16 protein-coding genes, 1 pseudogene and 1 riboswitch are annotated in these 19264 nt (G+C 72.0%); of the genes and pseudogenes, 7 read left to right on the top strand and 10 right to left on the bottom strand.

What is annotated here, in order from left to right; translation table 11 throughout:
- The first annotated feature begins 45 nt into the window (after positions 1–45).
- Together BKA18_RS21650 and BKA18_RS21645 are read left to right on the top strand one after the other, a co-directional pair.
- Positions 46–1866 (top strand): PTS transporter subunit EIIC, encoded by a 1821-nt coding sequence (locus tag BKA18_RS21650; RefSeq protein WP_366047637.1) that lies wholly within the window; start codon positions 46–48, stop codon positions 1864–1866.
- 49 nt (positions 1867–1915) lie between these two features.
- On the top strand, positions 1916–2206 hold the full coding sequence (locus BKA18_RS21645) for a hypothetical protein (protein ID WP_366047636.1): 291 nt from the start codon (positions 1916–1918) through the stop codon (positions 2204–2206).
- 314 nt (positions 2207–2520) lie between these two features.
- On the opposite strand, the gene groL is transcribed toward BKA18_RS21645, so the two are convergent.
- From groL to thrC, 4 genes are all read right to left on the bottom strand, one after another.
- Positions 2521–4146: a chaperonin GroEL gene (gene groL, locus BKA18_RS21640; protein WP_006603858.1), complete on the bottom strand. Its 1626-nt coding sequence runs from the start codon at positions 4144–4146 to the stop codon at positions 2521–2523.
- A 324-nt stretch (positions 4147–4470) separates the two neighbouring features.
- Complete coding sequence (locus BKA18_RS21635) at positions 4471–4674, bottom strand: cold-shock protein (protein ID WP_003986833.1); 204 nt, start codon at positions 4672–4674, stop codon at positions 4471–4473.
- A 423-nt stretch (positions 4675–5097) separates the two neighbouring features.
- The gene (locus BKA18_RS21630) at positions 5098–5376 is read right to left on the bottom strand and encodes a MoaD/ThiS family protein (protein WP_006603859.1); all 279 of its coding nucleotides are present in this window, start codon (positions 5374–5376) and stop codon (positions 5098–5100) included.
- Between the two features lie 76 nt (positions 5377–5452).
- Positions 5453–6736: a threonine synthase gene (gene thrC / locus BKA18_RS21625; RefSeq protein WP_006603860.1), complete on the bottom strand. Its 1284-nt coding sequence runs from the start codon at positions 6734–6736 to the stop codon at positions 5453–5455.
- Positions 6737–6753: 17 nt separating this feature from the next.
- Positions 6754–6916: riboswitch (SAM riboswitch) on the bottom strand.
- A 169-nt stretch (positions 6917–7085) separates the two neighbouring features.
- Between thrC and BKA18_RS21620 the strand changes: the two genes are divergently transcribed.
- Positions 7086–8048 carry a glucosyl-3-phosphoglycerate synthase gene (locus BKA18_RS21620; RefSeq protein ID WP_366047634.1) on the top strand — a complete coding sequence of 321 codons (963 nt, stop codon included), beginning with the start codon at positions 7086–7088 and terminating at the stop codon, positions 8046–8048.
- 63 nt (positions 8049–8111) lie between these two features.
- On the top strand, positions 8112–9605 hold the full coding sequence (locus BKA18_RS21615; RefSeq protein WP_366047633.1) for an alpha,alpha-trehalose-phosphate synthase (UDP-forming): 1494 nt from the start codon (positions 8112–8114) through the stop codon (positions 9603–9605).
- 126 nt (positions 9606–9731) lie between these two features.
- Here the strand turns inward: BKA18_RS21615 and otsB are convergent, their stop codons facing one another.
- From otsB to BKA18_RS21600, 3 genes are all read right to left on the bottom strand, one after another.
- Entirely contained in the window at positions 9732–10649 is a 918-nt protein-coding gene (gene otsB / locus BKA18_RS21610; protein WP_366047632.1) for a trehalose-phosphatase, read from the bottom strand.
- Between the two features lie 131 nt (positions 10650–10780).
- Positions 10781–11083: a DUF3263 domain-containing protein gene (locus tag BKA18_RS21605; protein ID WP_006603865.1), complete on the bottom strand. Its 303-nt coding sequence runs from the start codon at positions 11081–11083 to the stop codon at positions 10781–10783.
- An 85-nt stretch (positions 11084–11168) separates the two neighbouring features.
- Positions 11169–12434, bottom strand: a complete 1266-nt coding sequence (locus BKA18_RS21600; RefSeq protein ID WP_366047631.1) for an ABC transporter substrate-binding protein — start codon at positions 12432–12434, stop codon at positions 11169–11171.
- Between the two features lie 242 nt (positions 12435–12676).
- Here BKA18_RS21600 and BKA18_RS21595 point away from each other — a divergent pair, with 242 nt between their 5' ends.
- Together BKA18_RS21595 and nagA are read left to right on the top strand one after the other, a co-directional pair.
- Positions 12677–13642, top strand: coding sequence for an ROK family protein (locus BKA18_RS21595; RefSeq protein ID WP_366047630.1), 966 nt, complete (start codon positions 12677–12679; stop codon positions 13640–13642).
- Complete coding sequence (gene nagA / locus BKA18_RS21590; RefSeq protein WP_366047629.1) at positions 13642–14865, top strand: N-acetylglucosamine-6-phosphate deacetylase; 1224 nt, start codon at positions 13642–13644, stop codon at positions 14863–14865. Before BKA18_RS21595 ends, nagA begins: the two co-directional genes overlap by 1 nt.
- On the opposite strand, the pseudogene BKA18_RS21585 reads toward nagA, so the two are convergent.
- A pseudogene (locus BKA18_RS21585) lies at positions 14822–15146 on the bottom strand (helix-turn-helix domain-containing protein); the annotation flags it as partial. The gene nagA and the pseudogene BKA18_RS21585 sit on opposite strands and share 44 nt — an antisense overlap.
- A gap of 173 nt (positions 15147–15319) precedes the next feature.
- Here BKA18_RS21585 and BKA18_RS21580 point away from each other — a divergent pair.
- Positions 15320–16246 (top strand): 1-phosphofructokinase family hexose kinase, encoded by a 927-nt coding sequence (locus tag BKA18_RS21580; protein ID WP_366047628.1) that lies wholly within the window; start codon positions 15320–15322, stop codon positions 16244–16246.
- A gap of 72 nt (positions 16247–16318) precedes the next feature.
- On the opposite strand, the gene BKA18_RS21575 is transcribed toward BKA18_RS21580, so the two are convergent.
- A complete protein-coding gene (locus BKA18_RS21575) occupies positions 16319–17236 on the bottom strand; it encodes a CBM35 domain-containing protein (RefSeq protein WP_366047627.1) in 918 nt (305 codons plus the stop codon).
- 273 nt (positions 17237–17509) lie between these two features.
- Positions 17510–19177, bottom strand: coding sequence for a diguanylate cyclase CdgB (gene cdgB / locus BKA18_RS21570; RefSeq protein WP_006603872.1), 1668 nt, complete (start codon positions 19175–19177; stop codon positions 17510–17512).
- Between the last annotated feature and the right edge of the window lie 87 nt (positions 19178–19264).

Here is a 19264-nt window from a genome sequence, read left to right as displayed (position 1 = left end):
CCCCGACTCCTCCGCCGGAATTGTCAGCACAGCAAGGCACCGCCCATGTCCGAAGACAAGAACCGCGCCACCGCCGCCGCGCTGCTCCCCCTCGTCGGCGGCGCCGGGAACGTCCTCTCCATCACCCACTGCATGACCCGGCTCCGCCTCGGCATTCGGGACCCTGTCCTCGTCCAGCACGAGGCCCTCAGGGCGCTCCCGGCCGTCCTGGGCGTGGTCGAGGACGACACGTACCAGATCGTGCTGGGCCCCGGCACGGTCGCCCGCGTCACCCCCGAGTTCGAGCGGCTGGTGGAGCGAAACCGCGCCGGACGGCCGGCCGCAGAACCGGCCGCCACCACACCGGCCGCCACCACACCGGCCGCCGGTCCCGCGGCCGCGGGGGAGGCCGTCGCTCCCACGCCCGTCGAGCCGCCCCGCGGCCCCGAAGCCGCCACACCGCCCTCCGGCCCGGCATCCACACCTCGGCCCACCGCACCGGCCCCACCACCGGGCCCGGCCGGCGCCCCTCCCACCACCGCTGACGAACTCGCCGCCCAGGGCGCCGCCCTCAAGGCCCGGCAGAAGTCCCGGAACGCCACCCCGGCCAAGCTGTTCCTCCGCCGGATCGCCCAGGTCTTCGTGCCGCTGATCCCGGCCCTGATCGGCTGCGGCATCATCGCCGGAATCAACGGTCTGCTGGCCAACCTCGGCTGGCTGCCCTCCCTCGTCCCGGCACTCGCCGCCCTCGCCTCCGGCTTCATGTCCCTCATCGCCGTCTTCGTCGGCTACCACACCGCCAAGGAGTTCGGCGGCACACCGATCCTCGGCGGCGCGGTCGCCGCGGTCATCGTCTTTCCGGGCGTCACCCACGTCACCGCCTTCGGCCAACCACTCGCCCCGGGCCAGGGCGGGGTGCTCGGCGCGCTGGGTGCGGCGCTGCTCGCCGTCCAGGTGGAGAAGTGCTGCCGCCATGGGGTCTTCCCCGGCCGAGCGAAGTCGAGAGCGTGGGGCAGGGTCCCCGAGGCACTGGACGTCCTGGTCACCCCCACCCTGACGGTCCTGATCACGGGCCTGGTCACGCTCTTCGGCCTGATGTACGCCGCAGGCGCGGTCTCCACCGCCACCGGCACCGCCGCCACCTGGCTGCTGGCCCACGGCGGCGCGTTCGCCGGCTTCGTCCTGGGCGGCCTCTTCCTCCCCCTCGTGATGCTGGGCCTCCACCAGGCCCTGATCCCGCTCCACACCACCCTCATCGAGCAGCAGGGCTACACGGTCCTGCTCCCGATCCTCGCCATGGCCGGCGCGGGCCAGGTCGGCGCCGCCCTCGCCGTCTACCTCCGCCTCCCGGGCAACCGCTCGATCCGTACGACCATCAAGTCCGCCCTCCCCGCAGGCTTCCTGGGCGTCGGCGAGCCGCTGATCTACGGGGTCTCGCTCCCCCTGGGCCGCCCCTTCATCACCGCCTGCATCGGCGGCGCGTTCGGCGGCGGCTGCCTCGGCCTGTTCAACCAACTCGGCGACACCGTCGGTTCCACCGCCATCGGCCCCTCCGGCTGGGCCCTGTTCCCCCTGGTCAAGGGCAACCAGAGCGTCACCACCACGCTCGCCGTCTACGCCCTGGGCCTGGCCGCCGGCTATCTCGCCGGTTTCCTCGCCACCTACTTCTTCGGCTTCAGCAAGTCCATGCGGGCGGAGCTGAACGCCGATCAGCACCCCACCGCCGGCACCGCTCCAGGCATCCTCGCAGACACGGACGCCACGGCCCTGGCGGACGCCACCGACCCCACAAGCCCCGCCCCGACAAGAAGCGGCCGCACCACCGGTCCCCGAGCCGACCCCACCACCGATCCGGCCATCGGCCCCACCACCGTCAGCCGCCCCTGAGGTCACCATCCCGCGGTGCGCCGTCAGACCCCGGCAGTAGGGTCACGCCATGCTGATCCGATTACGCCGCCCCTGGCACGCCCGGCTGGTCGTGGCACTCACCGTTCTCCTGCTGGCCGTCGGCGGAGTGGCGCTGATTCTGTGGGGCGAGACGCCGCCCTCGTACCCGCCGCTGCCCCATCTGCCCGCCGCACACGGCAATGTGGGCATCCAGGTCGCCTTCGAAAGCACCCTCAACCGCGACGCCCCGCCCGCACCGGCCACCCTCTGCGGCGCCGTGCTGCTGTCCGTGGCCGGGGCCCTGTCCCTCGCGGGCTGCCTGATCGCCCGCCGCCGATAACACCGCCGACACGCGATCGGTCGAGCGAAACCCGGGGAACGCCCCCACCCGCCCCCACCCGGCCCCGCGAAACCCAGCGAACGCACACCCACCCGGCCCCCGGCCCACCGGCACTCGCGCCCACCACCCACACCGGCACCGCACCCGCACTCGCACCCGCACCGCGTGCGGCGGTCCCACCAACCGACCAACCACCCCACCCGGCCTGCCCCCCCCAAAAACGCCGCCGGGGCGGCACCCCCTGGGAGGAGGGTGCCGCCCCGACGTACGTCTGGACGTGCGGTCCGGGAGGACCAGCGTCTGATCCGCGAGGATCAGAAGTCCATGTCACCGCCCGGCATGCCGCCCGGAGCGCCCGCCGCGGCGGCCTTCTCCGGCTTGTCGGCGATGACGGCCTCGGTGGTGAGGAACAGCGCCGCGATGGAGGCGGCGTTCTGCAGCGCGGAACGGGTGACCTTGGCCGGGTCGATGATGCCCTCGGCGATCATGTCGACGTACTCACCGGTCGCGGCGTTCAGGCCGTGGCCGACGGCCAGGTTGCGCACCTTCTCCACCACGACGCCGCCCTCAAGGCCGCCGTTGACGGAGATCTGCTTCAGCGGGGCCTCCAGGGCCAGCTTCACAGCGTTGGCACCGGTGGCCTCGTCACCGTCGAGGTCCAGCTTCTCGAAGACCGAGGAAGCCTGGAGCAGGGCGACGCCACCGCCGGCGACGATGCCCTCCTCGACGGCCGCCTTCGCGTTGCGAACGGCGTCCTCGATGCGGTGCTTGCGCTCCTTGAGCTCGACCTCGGTGGCGGCACCGGCCTTGATGACGGCCACGCCGCCGGCCAGCTTCGCCAGACGCTCCTGGAGCTTCTCGCGGTCGTAGTCCGAGTCGCTGTTCTCGATCTCGGCGCGGATCTGGTTGACGCGGCCCTGGACCTGCTCGCTGTCACCGGCACCGTCGACGATGGTGGTCTCGTCCTTGGTGATGACGACCTTGCGGGCGCGGCCGAGCAGTTCGAGACCGGCGTTCTCCAGCTTGAGGCCGACCTCCTCGGAGATGACGGTGCCACCGGTGAGGATGGCGATGTCGCCGAGCATGGCCTTGCGGCGGTCACCGAAGCCCGGGGCCTTGACGGCGACGGACTTGAAGGTGCCACGGATCTTGTTGACGACCAGGGTCGACAGGGCCTCGCCCTCGACGTCCTCGGCGATGATCAGCAGCGGCTTGCCGGACTGCATGACCTTCTCCAGGAGCGGCAGCAGGTCCTTCACGCTGCTGATCTTGGAGTTGACGATGAGGATGTACGGGTCGTCGAGCGCGGCTTCCATGCGCTCCATGTCGGTCGCGAAGTACGCCGAGATGTAGCCCTTGTCGAAGCGCATACCCTCGGTGAGCTCCAGCTCCAGACCGAAGGTCTGGGACTCCTCGACGGTGATGACGCCTTCCTTGCCGACCTTGTCCATGGCCTCGGCGATCAGCTCGCCGATCTGGGTGTCGGCGGCGGAGATGGAGGCGGTCGAAGCGATCTGCTCCTTGGTCTCCACGTCCTTGGCCTGCTCCAGCAGGGCGGCGGAGACGGCCTCGACGGCCTTCTCGATACCGCGCTTGAGAGCCATCGGGTTGGCACCGGCGGCGACGTTGCGCAGGCCCTCGCGGACCAGGGCCTGGGCCAGGACGGTCGCGGTCGTCGTGCCGTCACCGGCGACGTCGTCCGTCTTCTTCGCGACCTCCTTGACCAGCTCGGCGCCGATCTTCTCGTACGGGTCCTCGAGCTCGATCTCCTTGGCGATGGACACACCATCGTTGGTGATCGTGGGGGCGCCCCACTTCTTCTCGAGGACGACGTTGCGGCCCTTGGGGCCGAGGGTCACCTTGACGGCGTCGGCGAGCTGGTTCATCCCGCGCTCGAGACCGCGCCGCGCCTCCTCGTCGAACGCGATGATCTTGGCCATGTGAAGTGGTCCTCCCGGACTAATGGGGTCTCCCCTGCTCGAACGCAGTTGAGAGCGTGGGGAAGGATTTCTCCGGACCGCGCTGGCGCCCGCGACGGACGGCCTACAGACCCGGGTGGTTCCTTGCCCCACCCGGCCTGCGGGCCTCACCGACCCGGTCCTTCGTAGCACTCTCACTCGGAGAGTGCTAACGCCAATGATTAGCACTCGCAGGGTGCGAGTGCAAGCGCCCACCGGGAGGGTGCCCCCTACGAGGCAGACAGCAGAAGGCCCGTACCCCCTCGGGGGCACGGGCCTTCCGTGACGCAGCAGTCGGTCGGCGCCTCAGCCGGCCACCCGGACCATGTCCGCCTGCGGCCCCTTCTGGCCCTGCGAGATCTCGAACTCGACCCGCTGGCCCTCCTCAAGGGTGCGGTAGCCGTCCATCTGGATCGCGCTGTAGTGGACGAAAACATCCGCACCACCGTCGACCGCGATGAAGCCGTACCCCTTCTCCGCGTTGAACCACTTGACGGTGCCCTGAGCCATGCCTAACTCCCCTATTACTGGCCCTTGCGCAGGACCGCACTTCGCGGACCCGGGTCAGACCTCACCCCGCGAATGGCCCGTGGGGTGTGCGCCGGAACGCGTCGACCGCCGCTGAATGTATCTGCACAGATGCCCAGAGCAACAGGTCAATCGGACGAGAATTCTGGGGCCGGAGAATCGGCAATATGAGGTGAAATCCCAGTTCTCCAGGGCAAGTCGGGCCGGGCGTAGCACACATAAGCGACAAATATCGCTCACACTTCGAGCACAACTGATCGCTGTCTCATATGCGTTCGGCACGCGTACGGTGATATCCGGAGGGGGATCACCCCAATAGTATCTCCTTTCACAACATGGAATTGCCCCGTCCGCTTTCTGGCGGACGGGGCAATTCCGGTCAAGCAGGAGAAGAGTTGGCGCAAATCAGCAGCCGCCGGCGACCGCCGGAATGATCGAGACGCCCGCACCGTCCGGGGTCGGCGTTTCCAGACCCTGCTCGAAGCGCACATCGTCGTCGTTCACGTACACGTTCACGAAGCGGCGCAGCTTGCCGGCGTCGTCCAGCACACGGGCCGCGATGCCCTGGTGGTTCCGCTCCAGGTCGGCGATCACCTCGGACAGGGTCGCGCCCTCGGCGGTGACCTCGGCCTGGCCGCCGGTGTAGGTGCGGAGGATGGTGGGGATGCGGACCTTGACGCTCATGGTTCTGCCTTCCGGGTGGTGCGGAGTACGAGTTCGGGGGCGGGGGCGGTGCCCGTCCGCGGACGGGCCGACGACCTCAGCCGGCCAGGCCGGCCGCGCGGAACGCGTCCAGGTCCGGGCGGATCGTGGCCGTGGGCCCGGAGGTCGGGGCGACCGCGTCCAGGGTCTTGAGGCCGTCACCGGTGTTGAGGACGACGGTGGTCAGGGACGGGTCGAGCAGGCCGTCCTCGATCAGCTTCTTGGTCACGCCGACGGTCACCCCGCCCGCGGTCTCCGCGAAGATCCCCTCGGTCCGGGCCAGCAGCTTGATCGCGTCCACGATCTGCTCGTCGTTGACATCCTCCACCGCACCGCCGGTCCGGCGCGCGATGTCGAGCACGTACGGACCGTCGGCCGGGTTGCCGATCGCCAGCGACTTGGCGATGGTCTTCGGCTTCTGCGGGCGCACGACGTCGTGCCCGGCCTTGAAGGCCGTGGACACCGGCGAGCAGCCCTCCGCCTGGGCGCCGAAGATCTTGTAGGGCTTGTCCTCGACCAGGCCGAGGGCGATCAGCTCCTTGAGCCCCTTGTCGATCTTCGTCAGCTGCGAGCCGGACGCGATCGGGATGACCAGCTGGTCCGGGAGCTGCCAGCCCAGCTGCTCGCAGATCTCGTACGCGAGGGTCTTGGAACCCTCGCCGTAGTACGGACGCAGGTTGACGTTGACGAAGCCCCAGCCCTCGCCCAGCGGGTCGCCGATGAGCTCCGAGCAGAAGCGGTTGACGTCGTCGTAGTTGCCCTCGATGCCGACCAGGTCGCCGCCGTAGACCGCGGCCATGACGACCTTGCCGGCCTCCAGGTCGTGCGGGATGAAGACGCAGGACTTGAAACCGGCGCGGCGGGCCGCGGCGCCGACGGCACCGGCGAGGTTGCCGGTGGAGGAGCAGGAGAGGGTGGTGAAGCCGAAGGCGCGGGCGGCCTCGACGGCGATCGCCACGACGCGGTCCTTGAAGGAGTGCGTCGGGTTGCCGGAGTCGTCCTTGACGTACAGCCCGCCGGTGACGCCCAGCTCGGCGGCGAGCCGGTCGGCCTGGACGAGCTTGGTGAAGCCGGGGTTGAGATTGGGCTTGTCGGCCACGTCGGCGGGGACGGGCAGCAGCGGGGCGTAGCGCCAGATGTTGTCCGGCCCGGCCTCGATCTGCTTCCGCAGCCCCTCGGGGTCGCCGCTCGGCAGGTCGTACGCGACTTCGAGCGGCCCGAAACATTCCTGGCACGCGAAGATCGGACCGAGCGAAAAGCGCTGTCCGCACTCACGGCAGGACAGCGCTGCGGCGGGGCCCAGAGCGACGGTGGGGGTGTTTTCGGTGACTTGCACAGCCATGGAGGCGAGGCCCTTTCTCCTCATCTTCCTCGCGACGAATCTCGCCACGAGACGGATTTGGCACCTTCCCTAGCCGGGAGCCTCGCGCGCGGGACGTAATCGAGCGTCCTTGCGGCAAGACCGGCTGGAGGGTTGCCGGGGCTTCAACGGGCCGTATCCCTCTGCCCCTCTGGATGAGCGGTATGGCACTGGGCCGAAACCCAGGCGTTTGTGGCACGGACCCCGACATGCGACGGTCATCCGCGTTGTTCAAGACTGTAACCGACGGCACTGACAGTTGAGATAGTCGTCCGAACCGCGAGATGGATCACAAGGGCCGCCCTCCGGCGGCGACCGAGGAGTCGTAGACGTGCTGGAAGAGGTGGAGCGCTGGCTGCGCGGCCGTTCCTGGTCCGCCGCGGACCGCCCGCTGGAGCAGCTGCTGGAGGCCAAGCGCCAGACGGGCCGGACGGTCAGCGTCGTCCTGCCCGCGCTCGACGAGGAGGCCACGGTCGGCGCGATCGTGACCACGATCCGTGACACGCTGATGACGGACGCGACCGGGCTGGTCGACGAGCTGGTGGTGCTGGACTCCGGCTCCACCGACCGCACCGCCGAGGTCGCGGCGGCGGCCGGCGCCCGGGTGGTGCACCGCGACAGCATCCTGTCGCGGCTGCCCGCGCTCCCCGGCAAGGGCGAGGTGCTGTGGCGCTCCCTCCTGGCCACCACCGGCGACATCATCTGCTTCATCGACGCCGACCTGCGCGAATTCTCCGCCACCTTCGTCTCCGGCATCATCGGCCCGCTGCTGACCGACCCGGACATCCAGTTCGTCAAGGCGATGTACGACCGCCCCCTGGAGACCGGCCCCGGCGGCATCGACGCCGGCCAGGGCGGCCGGGTCACCGAGCTGGTCGCCCGCCCGCTCCTCAACCTCCACTGGCCCCAGCTGGCCGGCTTCGTCCAGCCCCTCGGCGGCGAGTACGCGGCCCGCCGCTCCCTCCTGGAACGGCTCCCCTTCCCCGTCGGCTACGGCGTCGAGCTCGGCCTGCTCGTCGACGCCCTGCACACCGTCGGCCTCGACGCCCTGGCCCAGGTGGACGTCGGCGTCCGCAAACACCGCCACCAGGACGGCCAGGCCCTGGGCCGGATGGCCGCCGCCATCTACCGCACCGCCCAACTACGCCTGACCCGCGGCCACTTGGTGCGCCCCCGGCTCACCCAGTTCGACCGCGGCGACCAGGGCTTCATCCCGCGCACCACGGACGTGGACACCGAGGAACGCCCCCCGATGACCGAAATCCCGGAGTACGCGGCCCGCCGGGCGGCGTGAGGGGTCACGCCCTTGGCCGCTTCCATGCGTTTGCGGGGATCTGTAGCGGGTTACTGTCGCGACATGGTGTCCGAGCGCAGTGCGGTGCAAGCAGGTGCCGAGGTTCTTGTTGCGTCCAATCGTGGGCCGGTTTCCTACAGCCTGGGGGAGGACGGGACGCTCACCGCCAAGCGGGGCGGGGGCGGGCTGGTGTCGGCGCTGTCGGCGATCGGGCCCGAGACCGATGCGGTGTGGGTGTGTGCCGCGCTCGGCGGCGGGGACCGGGAGGCCGTACGGCGGACGGGTGGTGCGCTGGAGCCGGGCGACACCGGTGGACAGCGTGTCCGGATGCTGGACATCCCGGCCGAGGTGTACGCCGCCGCCTACAACGGTGTCGCGAACTCCGTGCTGTGGTTCGTCCACCACATGCTCTACCAGACACCGCTGGAACCGGTCTTCGGCGCGGAGTTCCGGGCGCAGTGGGCGGCGTACGAGGCGTACAACGCGGCCTTCGCGGACGCGCTGGCCGACGGCGCGGCTCCCGGCGCGGCCGTCCTGGTCCAGGACTACCACCTGGCGCTGGTGCCCGGCATGCTCCGTGAGCGCCGCCCCGACCTGCGCATCGCGCACTTCTCGCACACGCCGTGGGCCCCCGCCGAGTACTTCGCGATACTCCCCGACGACATCCAGCGGCAGCTGGCGCTGGGCATTCTCGGTGCGGACCGGGCGAACTTCCTCACCCACCGGTGGGCCGAGAACTTCCTGGCCTGCGCCGAGACCGGGCTCGGCGGGCAGTGCGAGCGCGTGCGGCCGGAGGACGGGCCGCCCGGCATCGTCGCGCTCGTCCCGGAGCGCAAGGCGCACACGACGTGGATCGGTGTGCACGGGCTCGGCGCCGACGCCGATTTCCTGCGGGAGCGCGCGCACCGTCCCGACGTCGAGGAGCGGATGACGGCGCTGCGCGCACAGATCGGCGGGCCGGACCGCAAGACCGTGGTCCGCGTGGACCGCACCGAACTCTCCAAGAACATCGTGCGGGGCCTGCTCGCCTATCGGCAGCTTCTCGCCGACCGCCCCGAGTGGCGCGAGCGGGTCGTGCACATCGCCTTCGCCTACCCCTCGCGCCAGGACCTCGCCGTCTACCGCGAGTACACCGCGGAGGTCGAGCAGGTGGCGGCGGCCGTCAACGCCGAGTTCGGGACGGCGGATTGGCAGCCCGTCGTGCTGCACGTCAAGGACGATTTCGCCCGCTCGCTGGCCGCCTACCGGCTCGCGGACGTGGCCCTCGTCAACCCGATCAGGGACGGGATGAACCTGGTCGCCAAGGAGATCCCGGTGGTGTCGGACACCGGCTGCGCGCTGGTCCTGTCGCGGGAGGCGGGCGCGCACGAGGAGCTCGGTGCGCATGCGCTGACCGTCAATCCGTACGACGTCATGGGGACCGCCGAGGCGCTGCACGAGGCGCTGTCGATGGACGACGCCGAGCGCGCGGCGCGCACCGAACGGCTGGCCGCGGCGGCCACCGCGCTGCCGCCCGCCCAGTGGCTCCTGGACCAGCTGCGGGAACTGGGCGGCTGAACCGCGGAGTTCGGGCGACTGGTCCGCGGGCTTCGGGTGGCCGATCCGCGGAATCCGGGCGCCGTGTCGGGGCCGGGGAACGGCGCCCGCCGTCAGGGGGTGCCTGCCCCTACGGGATGTCCGCCACTACGGGGTGTCCGTCCCGCTCGTGTCCAGTCGGGCCGCCAGGGCGCCGAGCAGGCCGACGACTCCGGCCGGGCCGTCGACCACCAGGTCGGCGCGCTCGGCCAGTTCGGCGACCTCGGTGCTGCCGCTGCAGACCAGGACGCCGGTCAGCCCGTCGGAGCGGAGTTTCTCGACGGCCGCGAAGGCCGCCAGGTCGCCGAGGTCGTCACCGGCGTAGAGGACGGTGGCGGCGCCGGTCTCCCGGACCCAGTCGGCGAGCGCGACGCCCTTGTCCATGCCGGGCGGGCGGAGTTCCAGGACCAGCCGGCCGGGTTCGACGATCAGGCCATGGCGTTCGGCGAGGGCGGTGAGCGGGGCGCGCAGCCGGTCGAAGGCGCCCTGCGGGTCGGTGGCGCGGCGGGTGTGGACGGCGATGGCGCGGCCGCCCTTGCGCTCGATGGCGGTCTCGACCCAGGTGCCGTGCCAGACCCCGGAGGAGTCCAGGACGCCGGGGAGTTCGGCCTGTATGGCGGCGACGCCAGGGTGGGGCGGCGGGGCGTGGACGGTGCCGGTGGCCGCCTCCCAACGCTCGGCGCCGTAGTGGCCGAGGACGGTGAGGTGGTCCAGGCCGGGGACGTCCGCGAAGCCCCCGAGGCGGACCGCGACGGTGGCCGGGCGGCCGGTGATCACCACGGCGGCGCGCAGCCGGGGCACCAGACGGCCCAGGGCCGCGACGGCACCGGCGTGGGCCCGGGCCTTCTCCGGGTCGGGGACGATCTCGGCGAGGGTGCCGTCGAAGTCGAGGGCGATGACGGCGCGTTCCGGGTGGGCCAGCAGCGCGGCGAGGCCGTCGCGGCCGGCGGGGGTGTGCGGAGTCGGCACGGACCCCGGTTCGGGGGTCGGCTGGGAGTGCGGCGCGGCGTTCGGGGGGCTGCCCATGCGCCGACCTTACCGGCGTGCGGCGGGCGCCGGGGGTACCTCGCGACGCGAGCTGGGAGGGCGTACGGGGGCACCGCGGCGGCGGGCGCGGAAGGCGTCGCCCTCCGCGGCAGGCCCGGCAGTCGTCCCCGTCAGCGGCGCGTGCGGCGGGCGTCGCGTATGCGGCGCAGGCGGTTGACCGTGACGGGGTCGTGGGCGAGCGCGCGGGGGTCGTCCAGCAGGGCGTTGAGGAGCTGGTAGTAGCGGGTCGGGGAGATGCCGAGCTGTTCGCGGATGGCGCGCTCCTTGGGGCCGGGGCCCGGCCAGGAGCGGCGCTCGACGGCGAGCACCGCTTCGTCCCGGGCGGTGAGCTGCGGGGAGCCCTCGTCGGGCCCGGGCCCGACGGGCTCTCGCTCGTCGCCCGGGCCGCCCGTCTCCGCCGTGGCGCCCGTCATCACGCTTCCACGATAAGCGCACCGTCGGACAGCGCCCGGCCCGCCGCCGCGGGGGACGGCCGCCGGCGCCCCCGCCCGTCCCTGGTCACTCGGTGGCGCTGTCGGCCGCGTCCGCGGTGTTCTGGATGTCGGTGAGCACCCCGGACGGGTTGCCGTTCGGGTGGACCGCGGCGCCCATCCTCGCCTTGACGGTCTTGGAGATCAGCGGCCAGGAAGTCTTGTTCGCCGGGTAGAACTCGGCGCTGGCGAGCTGCTTGAGGAAGCCGTGCAGCTTGGTGTACTTGTCGTCGGCCTGCATCGCCTGGGAGGCGGAGGTGGTGACGGGCAGCAGGCCGTATTCGCCGGAGAACTTCTCGACGTTCTTGTCGCTGTAGACGTAGTCCAGGAACTTGCCGGCCTCGGCGCGGTGGCCGTTCTGCTTGAACGCCATCATCCAGTCGGCGACGCCCATGGTGGCCTTGGCCTTGCCCTTGGTGCCGGGCAGCTCGACGGTGCCGTAGTCGATGCCCTTGGCCTCGGCCTGCTTCATCAGGGTGGGGTGGCCGTTGAGCATGCCGACATCGCCGTCGGCGAATGCCTGGAACGCCGCCCCGCGGTTGAGCTTGGCGGGGTCGGTGCCGGTCAGGCCCTTGCCGACGAGGTTGTCCTTGAGCCAGGTGAAGGTCCGGACGTTCTCCGGCGAATCGATCGTGTACTTGCCGATGCTGTCGGTGTAGCCGCCGCCCCCGCTGAGCATCCACATCAGGGTCTCGGCCTGGGTCTCCTCCGGGCCGAGCGGCAGCGCGAACGGCATCTTGACGCCGTGTGCCTTCAGCAGCTGGGCGTCGTGGGCGATGTCGTTCCAGTTCTGCGGCGGGGCGGTGATGCCGGCCTGGGCGAACAGCTTCTTGTTGTAGAAGAGCCGCCGGGTGCTGGCGCCGAACGGCAGGCCGTACTGGACGCGCTTGTATTCGCCGGCCTCCTCCAGGGAGGGGGTGAAGTTGGCCTGGGTGGGGATGGAGAGCAGCTGGTCGGCGCTGTAGAGCTTGCCCTTGGCGGCGTAGTCGGCGTAGGCGCCGATCTGTGCGAGGTCCGGGGCGTGGCCGGCGTCGACCATGTCCGCGACCTTCTTGTCGACGTCCGTCCAGCTGTAGACGTGGACGTCGATCTTGATGCCGGGGTGCTTCTTCTCGAAGCCGCGGGCGAGCTGGTCCCAGTAATGCTGGGAGCCGTTGGACTTGCCGTCGCCGTAGTCCGCCGCGACCAGTTGGAGGGTGACGTCACCGCCGGAGCCGCTCCCGCAACCGGTGAGCGTCATCGTCATGGTGGTGGCGATTGCCGCTGCCGTCAGGCCCAAGTACCGCCGCTGCACTGCTGTTCCGCCTTTTGTTCTGAATTCCGCACTTGCCGGGCCCTCGCCCGTTTGCCGGAGGGGTGTCCCTCATACGGCATGAAGTACGAGTCTCTCCCGAGCCCTTTACAAGGTCTACACCACCCCCCTCCTTCTCGTTCCACACCGGCTTCCGGGCGGCCGGCCGGGCGCGATCCCTCCGGGTGCGATCCGTCCGGCGAGTGGACTAGACCTTTCACGCCGGATCGCGCGAAACTGTTCCCGTGAGACACGTCATCGCCCTTGATGTGGGCGGCACCGGGATGAAGGCCGCCCTCGTGGGGGCGGACACGGGGACCTGCGGGGAGACCTCCGCCGGCCGGCCCGTGCTGCTCCACGAGGCACGGCGCCCCACCGGCCGAGAGCGCGGCCCCGACGCGGTCGTCGAGACCATCCTCGGCTTCGCCGCCGAGCTCCGTGACCTCGGCACGGCCCGTTACGGCGCCCCCGCCGCGGCCGCCGGCGTCGCGGTGCCCGGCATCGTCGACGAGCGGGCCGGCCAGGCCGTCTACGCCTCGAACCTCGGCTGGCGGGACGTCCCGCTGCGGGCGCTGCTGTCCGAGCGGCTCGGCGGGGTGCCGGTCGCCCTGGGCCATGACGTCCGCTGCGGCGGGCTGGCCGAGGGCCGGATCGGGGCCGGGCGGGACGCCGACCGGTTCCTGTTCGTCCCGCTGGGCACCGGGATCGCGGGCGCCATCGGCATCGGCGGCCGGATCGAGGCCGGGGCGCACGGCAGCGCGGGCGAGATCGGCCACATCGTCGTACGGCCCGGCGGGCTGGAGTGCGGCTGCGGTCAGCGCGGCTGTCTGGAGACGGTGGCCTCGGCCGCGGCGGTGGGCCGGGACTGGGCGGCGGCCTGCGGGGATCCGCTGGCCGGCGCGGCGGACGCGGCCAAGGCCGTGGCGTCCGGCGACGAGCGGGCCCGCGCCGTGTGGCACCGCGCCGTCGACGCCCTCGCCGACGGTCTGGTCACCGCGCTCACCCTGCTCGACCCGCAGACTCTGATCATCGGCGGCGGGCTCGCCGAGGCCGGCGACACCCTGTTCACCCCGCTGCGGGAGGCCGTCCGCCGGCGCGTGACGTTCCAGCGGCTCCCCTCGATCGTTCCGGCGGCCCTGGGGGACGCCGCCGGGTGCCTGGGCGCAGGGCTTCTCGCCCGGGATCTTCTCTCCACGGAGGTAACCGCCTGATGGCTCAGCAACAGTCCGTGCAGCGGCCCTCGGACGCCGGGCGTACCGTCCTGGCCGGCGCCCGTATCGCCCGGCCGTCCGGCGTCGTCGAGCGCGGCCGGATCGCCGTCGAGGGCGGCCGGATCGCCGCGGTCCGCAGCCGGGATGCCGACCGCGGCCAGGAGGGGGACGAGGGCGTCGCGGGCGAGACCATGGACCTCTCGGGCCATCTCATCGTCCCCGGCTTCGTGGACATGCACGTCCACGGCGGAGGCGGCGGCTCCTTCTCGTCCGCCGACCCCGAGGAGTGCCTCGCGGTGATCGGCACCCACCGCCGGCACGGCACCACGTCGATGGTCGCCTCCACCGTCACCGGCGAACTGAGCGACCTGGCCCGGCAGGCCGCGGTGCTCGCCGAGCTGGTCCAGCAGGGCGAGCTGGCCGGTATCCACTTCGAGGGCCCGTTCATCTCCCCGCACCGCTGCGGCGCCCACCAGCCGGAGCTGCTGCGCGACCCGGACCCGGCCGAGGTCCGCCGCCTGCTCGACGCCGCACACGGCACCGCGGCCATGATGACCGTCGCGCCCGAACTCCCCGGCGGCCTGGACTCCGTACGCCTGCTGGCCGACGCCGGGGTGATCGCGGCCGTCGGCCACACCGACTCCTCCTACGACGCCACCCGCCGGGCCATCGACGCGGGGGCCACCGTCGCCACCCACCTCTTCAACGCGATGCCCGCACTGGGCCACCGCGCGCCCGGCCCGGTCGCCGCGCTCCTGGAGGACGAGCGGATCACCGTCGAGCTGATCAACGACGGCACCCATCTGCACCCCTCGGTCCTGCAACTGGCGGTCCGGCAGGCGGGCGACGGGCGGGTCGCGTTCATCACCGACGCCATGGGCGCGGCCGGTATGAGCGACGGGATGTATCCGCTCGGCCCGATGCAGGTCGAGGTCACGGACGGCGTCGCGCGCATCAGCGGGGGGCCCACGGCCGGTTCGATCGCCGGCTCCACCCTCACCCTGGACCGCGCCTTCCGGCGCGCCGTCACCGTCGACGGCCTGACGGTCGACCAGGCCGTCCAGGCACTTTCGGCCACCCCGGCCCGCCTCCTGGGCATCGACGACCGGACCGGCTCCCTGAGTTACGGCAAGGACGCCGACCTGGTGGTGCTGGATGCGGCCTACGCCGTGGTGGGGGTCATGCGCCGGGGTGAGTGGCTGGTGCACCCGCAGAAGGGGTGAGCGCGGTTCCCGGCCCGCCGGCCACGGCCCGGCGCCGATACTCCTTGGGCGCGATCCCGTACGCGACGCGGTAGGCACGGCGGAAGTCCGTCGCCCGGTGGTAGCCCCAGCGGGCGGCGATGGCGTGCGCCGGCTTGCCGTGCAGGGCCGGACCGGTGAGTGAGGTCCCGGCGGGCGCCTTCGAGGCGCTGCCGGCGGATCTCCGCGGCGACGGTGGCGTCCCCGTCCTGGAAGAGCCGGTCCAGAGGGCCGGGCGAGATGTGGTGCGCGGCCGCGATGCTGGAGTACCGCCCGCAGGACGGTTCGAGACCGCCCCCGAGCAGGTCGGCCGGACCGGGTCTGGGCCAACCGCCACCGGCGATGGCATGATCGCTCGCGCACTTGTCCGTATGCACCGCCGCGCGCGGTCGCCCGACGCCCGGCCGCCCGGCCATGACTGCCCGGAGGGGCGACCATGATCCTTACGGTCACGCTGAACGCCGCCCTGGACATCACCTACCGCGTTCCCCGGCTCCGTCCGCACGCCACGAACCGGATCACCGAGGTGTCCGAACGCCCCGGCGGCAAGGGCCTGAACGTCGCCCGGGTGCTGGCCGCGCTCGGCCACCGTACGGTCGCCACCGGCTTCGCGGGCGGCGGCACCGGCGAGGCGCTGCGCGCCCTGCTCGCGGAGACCGCGGTCACCGACGCGCTGGTCCCGGTCGGCGGCGCCACCCGCCGCACCGTCGCCGTCGCGGACACGGCCACCGGGGACACCACCCAGCTCAACGAGCCGGGCCCGGTCGTCACCCCCGCCGAATGGGACACCTTCCTCGGCACCTACCGCGAACTTCTGGGCGAGGCACAGGCGGTGGCGCTGTGCGGCAGCCTGCCGCCGGGCGTACCGGTGGACGTCTACGCCCGGCTCACCCGGGCCGCGCGCAGCGCCGGCGTCCCGGTCCTGCTGGACACCAGCGGCGAACCGCTGCGCCGGGGCCTGGCCGCCCGGCCCGACCTCGCCAAGCCCAACGCCGATGAACTCGCCGCCCTGACCGGCAGCACCGAACCGCTGCGCGCCGCCCGTGACGCCCGCCGCCGCGGCGCCCATGCGGTGGCCGCCTCGCTCGGCCCGGCCGGCATGCTCGCGGTAACCGCCGCCGGCGCCTGGCAGGCCGCCCCGCCCCGGCGGATCGCCGGCAACCCGACCGGCGCCGGCGACTCAGCGGTGGCCGGCCTGCTCTCGGGACTGGTGGAACAGCTGTCCTGGCCGGAGCGCCTGACCCGCGCGGTGGCCCTGTCCGCCGCAACCGTACGGGCCCCGGCAGCGGGCGAGTTCGACCCGGCTACGTACGAAGAGCTGCTGCCGCGCGTGGTGGTGACGGACCATCCGACGGCGGCGTGAGGGGGAGGGCGGCCGGGCGCGCATGCCACGACCGCGGCGTCGTCATCCCCGTTCAGCGGCGGCAGTCGCCGCCTACGGCTTGGCCCCGCCCCGCCGCAGCCACACCTGGTCCAGGTTGGCGTTGCACTGGTTGCCCTGTCCGCAGGAGATCTCGATGGTGTTGGTGCCCTGGTTCAGGGTGACGGGCGCCCAGGTGGTCTGCCAGCCCTTCTCCCAGTCACCCTTCGGCGACTTGATGAAGTTCTTCAGGCCGAGCGGCTGAGCGTTGGGCTTGCCATTGACCGCCAGCGTCGCGTTGGCGTCCTCGCCCGGGATGCCGTAGCGCACGTACAGCCGGTACTCGCCCGCTTGCGGCGCATCCGCCTTCCACTGCACCTTCGCCCCGACCTGGTTGAAGCCGGCGACGTACGTACCGCCCGCCGAATGGGAGCCCTGGATGTCCTTGGCGGCCCCTGCCCCGCCGTCCAGAAGCAAGCTGGCCGCATCTTTCTTGGGCAGCGCACCGGGCTTCGCCCTGCCCGCCTTCTTACCGTTGGGCTTGACCGAACCGCCGGCCGCGGGGCCCTGCTTGCCGGCCTCGTTGGCCTTCGATTCGTTGCCGTTGTTGAGCATCGCCACGCCGATGCCTATGCAGACCACCGCGACCACCGAGACCGCGCCTATCAGCAGGCCGTTGCGGTTGCGGCGCGGCTCGGGGCCGTCCGGGGCCGGGGCGCTTCGCGTGCGGTCGCCGCCGGGCAGGGTCTCCGGCGCGGCGTAGTGGGCGTTCTGCTGCCCGTACGTCGTCGGCTGCTGCGGCTGCTGGCCGTACTGGCGCTGGCCGACCGCGCGCACCTGGTTGTAGGACGTCCGCGGAATTCCCGGCTGCCGCGTCGGCGCACCGGTGCCCGCCGAACCCGGTGCGCCGCCCTCGCCGCCTTCCGAGCGGTAGAGATAGGCGAACGGGTCGTCGTTCTCCGGCGTGTCCGCGCCGTTGTTGCCGGCCGTCATTCCGTGTCACTCCCAAGCGGTCTGTGTGCGCGTCTGTCATGCGTGTCTACGCGTCCGCAGGCATCTGCTGCGTGAACTGTCTTCAGGGCCCCCGGCGGCGCCGCGCCGCATCGGCGCAGCCTACCCCGTCGACACGCCCGCACACCGGGCCCGGAGGGGCACAAGATCGCTACGGATCGGTGAATAGCTGGTGCAGGGGCCGGAGCGCGGCGGGTGTGAGATACGCGGCATCCGGCCCGGCCGGCGCGGTGCGCGCCCGGCGGCGGACGCCGTTCAGCCCGCCGCGCGCCGGTTTGTCTTCGAGCGGGAGCGCTTCTCGACGTACATCCGCTGGTCGGCCGACTCCAGCACTTCCTCGGCCGTCATCCCGCAGCTCGCCCAGCCGATGCCGAAGCTGGCGCCCACCCGTACCGCCCGGCCCTCCACCCGGATCGGCGGGATGATCGCGTTGCGCAGCCGCACCGCGAGGTCCTGGGCGTCGGCCGTGCCGAGGCCGTCGGCGAGCACCACGAATTCATCGCCGCCGAGCCGGGCGACCGTATCGCCGTCCCGGACGCCGCTGGTCAGCCGGCGGGCGACCTCTATCAGCACGGCGTCGCCGGTGTTGTGGCCGAAGCGGTCGTTGATCGATTTGAAGCCGTCGAGGTCGCAGAAGAGGACCGCGAGCCCCTTGGAGCCGTCGTCGGCCGGCCCGTCCGCGGGGGCGACGAGATGCACATGGTGGTCGAACGGTGCCGGGGCGTTGCCTTCGAAGCCGTCGATCCCTTCGAACGGCTCCTTGCCGTCGGTCCGGAAGCCGTGCGGATCGGAGCCGGGGCCGCTCAAGGAGGCGTAGGCGTCGGCCATCGAGCCCGGCGGGCGGGAGCACAGCCGGGCGCCGAGCCGGGCCCGCAGCTCGGCGCTGTTCGGCAGCCCGGTCAGCGAATCGTGGCTGGCGCGGTGGGCGAGCTGCAGCTCGTGCCGCTTGCGCTCCTCGATGTCCTCGACGTGGGTGAGCAGGAACCGTGGGCCGTCGGCGGTGTCGGCGACGACGGAGTTGCGCAGCGAGACCCACACATAGGTGCCGTCCCGGCGGGCCAGCCGCAGCTCGGCGCGGCCGCCCTCGGCGGAGGTGCGCAGCAGGGTGCCGATGTCCTCGGGATGGACGAGGTCGGAGAAGGAGTAGCGGCGCATCCCGGACGCCGGGCGGCCCAGCAGCCGGCACAGCGCGTCATTGGTGCGCAGCAGCCGTCCGTGCTGGTCACCGCCCATTTCGGCGACGGCCATCCCGCTCGGCGCGTACTCGAACGCCTGCCGGAAGCTCTCCTCGCTGGCCCGCAGCGCCTGCTGCTCGCGCTCCAGCCGGACCAGCGCGCGCTGCATGTTCGCCCGCAGCCGGGCGTTGCTGATGGCGATCGCGGACTGGAAGGCGTACATCTGCAGGGCTTCCTGGCCCCAGGCGCCGGGCCGCCGGCCGTTGCGCGGCCGGTCGACGGAGATCACCCCGAGCAGCTCGCCGCCGCCGTTGGCCGCGGTGTACATGGGCGCGAAGAGGCGGTCCATGGAGTGCCACTCGTCGGGGAACCGGGGCGCGGGTCCGGCCGTGTGCCACTGCGGTACGTCGTCGTCATCGAGCACCCAGCCCTCGGTGTGCGGGATGAAGATGAGGTCGCCCCAGCGCTCGCCCATGGACAGCCGGCGGTCCCAGGCGGCCCGGGAGCCCACGCGTCCGGCCATCAGCGCCTCGGCGCCCGCGCTGCCGGCGACCGCGGCGACGACGAGATCGCCGTCGGGGCGGACGAGATTGACGGCGGCCAGCTCGAAGCCGAGTCCGGTGATCGCACCATCGGCGACCGTCTGCAACGTGTCCGCGAGGCTACGTGCGGTGTTCAGCTCCGCGACCACTTGATGAAGCTGCCGCAGGGTCGCAAGGCGGACGTATGGCTCCGACTCGGTCTCCATCGTTCGCTCTCCCTGAGACCTCGACAGCAAACTCCACGATTCTTTGTCGTCCGATTCCACGCTCACTGAATCACAGTGAGCTGTTCA

Source organism: Streptomyces auratus (genome assembly GCF_050433025.1).
Taxonomy (GTDB): Bacteria; Actinomycetota; Actinomycetes; order Streptomycetales; family Streptomycetaceae; genus Streptomyces; species Streptomyces sioyaensis.
Note: the sequence above shows the minus strand (reverse complement) of the source record. Positions and strands in the feature narration are given on the sequence as shown.

What these genes read in the sequence shown, in the direction of transcription:
- BKA18_RS21650 (WP_366047637.1), top strand. Translation starts at nt 46, where the DNA reads ATGTCCGAAGACAAGAACCGCGCCACCGCCGCCGCGCTGCTCCCCCTC.
- BKA18_RS21645 (WP_366047636.1), top strand. Translation starts at nt 1,916, where the DNA reads ATGCTGATCCGATTACGCCGCCCCTGGCACGCCCGGCTGGTCGTGGCA.
- groL (WP_006603858.1), bottom strand. Translation starts at nt 4,146, where the DNA reads ATGGCCAAGATCATCGCGTTCGACGAGGAGGCGCGGCGCGGTCTCGAG.
- BKA18_RS21635 (WP_003986833.1), bottom strand. Translation starts at nt 4,674, where the DNA reads ATGGCTCAGGGCACCGTCAAGTGGTTCAACGCGGAGAAGGGGTACGGC.
- BKA18_RS21630 (WP_006603859.1), bottom strand. Translation starts at nt 5,376, where the DNA reads ATGAGCGTCAAGGTCCGCATCCCCACCATCCTCCGCACCTACACCGGC.
- thrC (WP_006603860.1), bottom strand. Translation starts at nt 6,736, where the DNA reads ATGGCTGTGCAAGTCACCGAAAACACCCCCACCGTCGCTCTGGGCCCC.
- BKA18_RS21615 (WP_366047633.1), top strand. Translation starts at nt 8,112, where the DNA reads ATGGTGTCCGAGCGCAGTGCGGTGCAAGCAGGTGCCGAGGTTCTTGTT.
- otsB (WP_366047632.1), bottom strand. Translation starts at nt 10,649, where the DNA reads ATGGGCAGCCCCCCGAACGCCGCGCCGCACTCCCAGCCGACCCCCGAA.
- BKA18_RS21605 (WP_006603865.1), bottom strand. Translation starts at nt 11,083, where the DNA reads ATGACGGGCGCCACGGCGGAGACGGGCGGCCCGGGCGACGAGCGAGAG.
- nagA (WP_366047629.1), top strand. Translation starts at nt 13,642, where the DNA reads ATGGCTCAGCAACAGTCCGTGCAGCGGCCCTCGGACGCCGGGCGTACC.
- BKA18_RS21580 (WP_366047628.1), top strand. Translation starts at nt 15,320, where the DNA reads ATGATCCTTACGGTCACGCTGAACGCCGCCCTGGACATCACCTACCGC.
- BKA18_RS21575 (WP_366047627.1), bottom strand. Translation starts at nt 17,236, where the DNA reads ATGACGGCCGGCAACAACGGCGCGGACACGCCGGAGAACGACGACCCG.
- cdgB (WP_006603872.1), bottom strand. Translation starts at nt 19,177, where the DNA reads ATGGAGACCGAGTCGGAGCCATACGTCCGCCTTGCGACCCTGCGGCAG.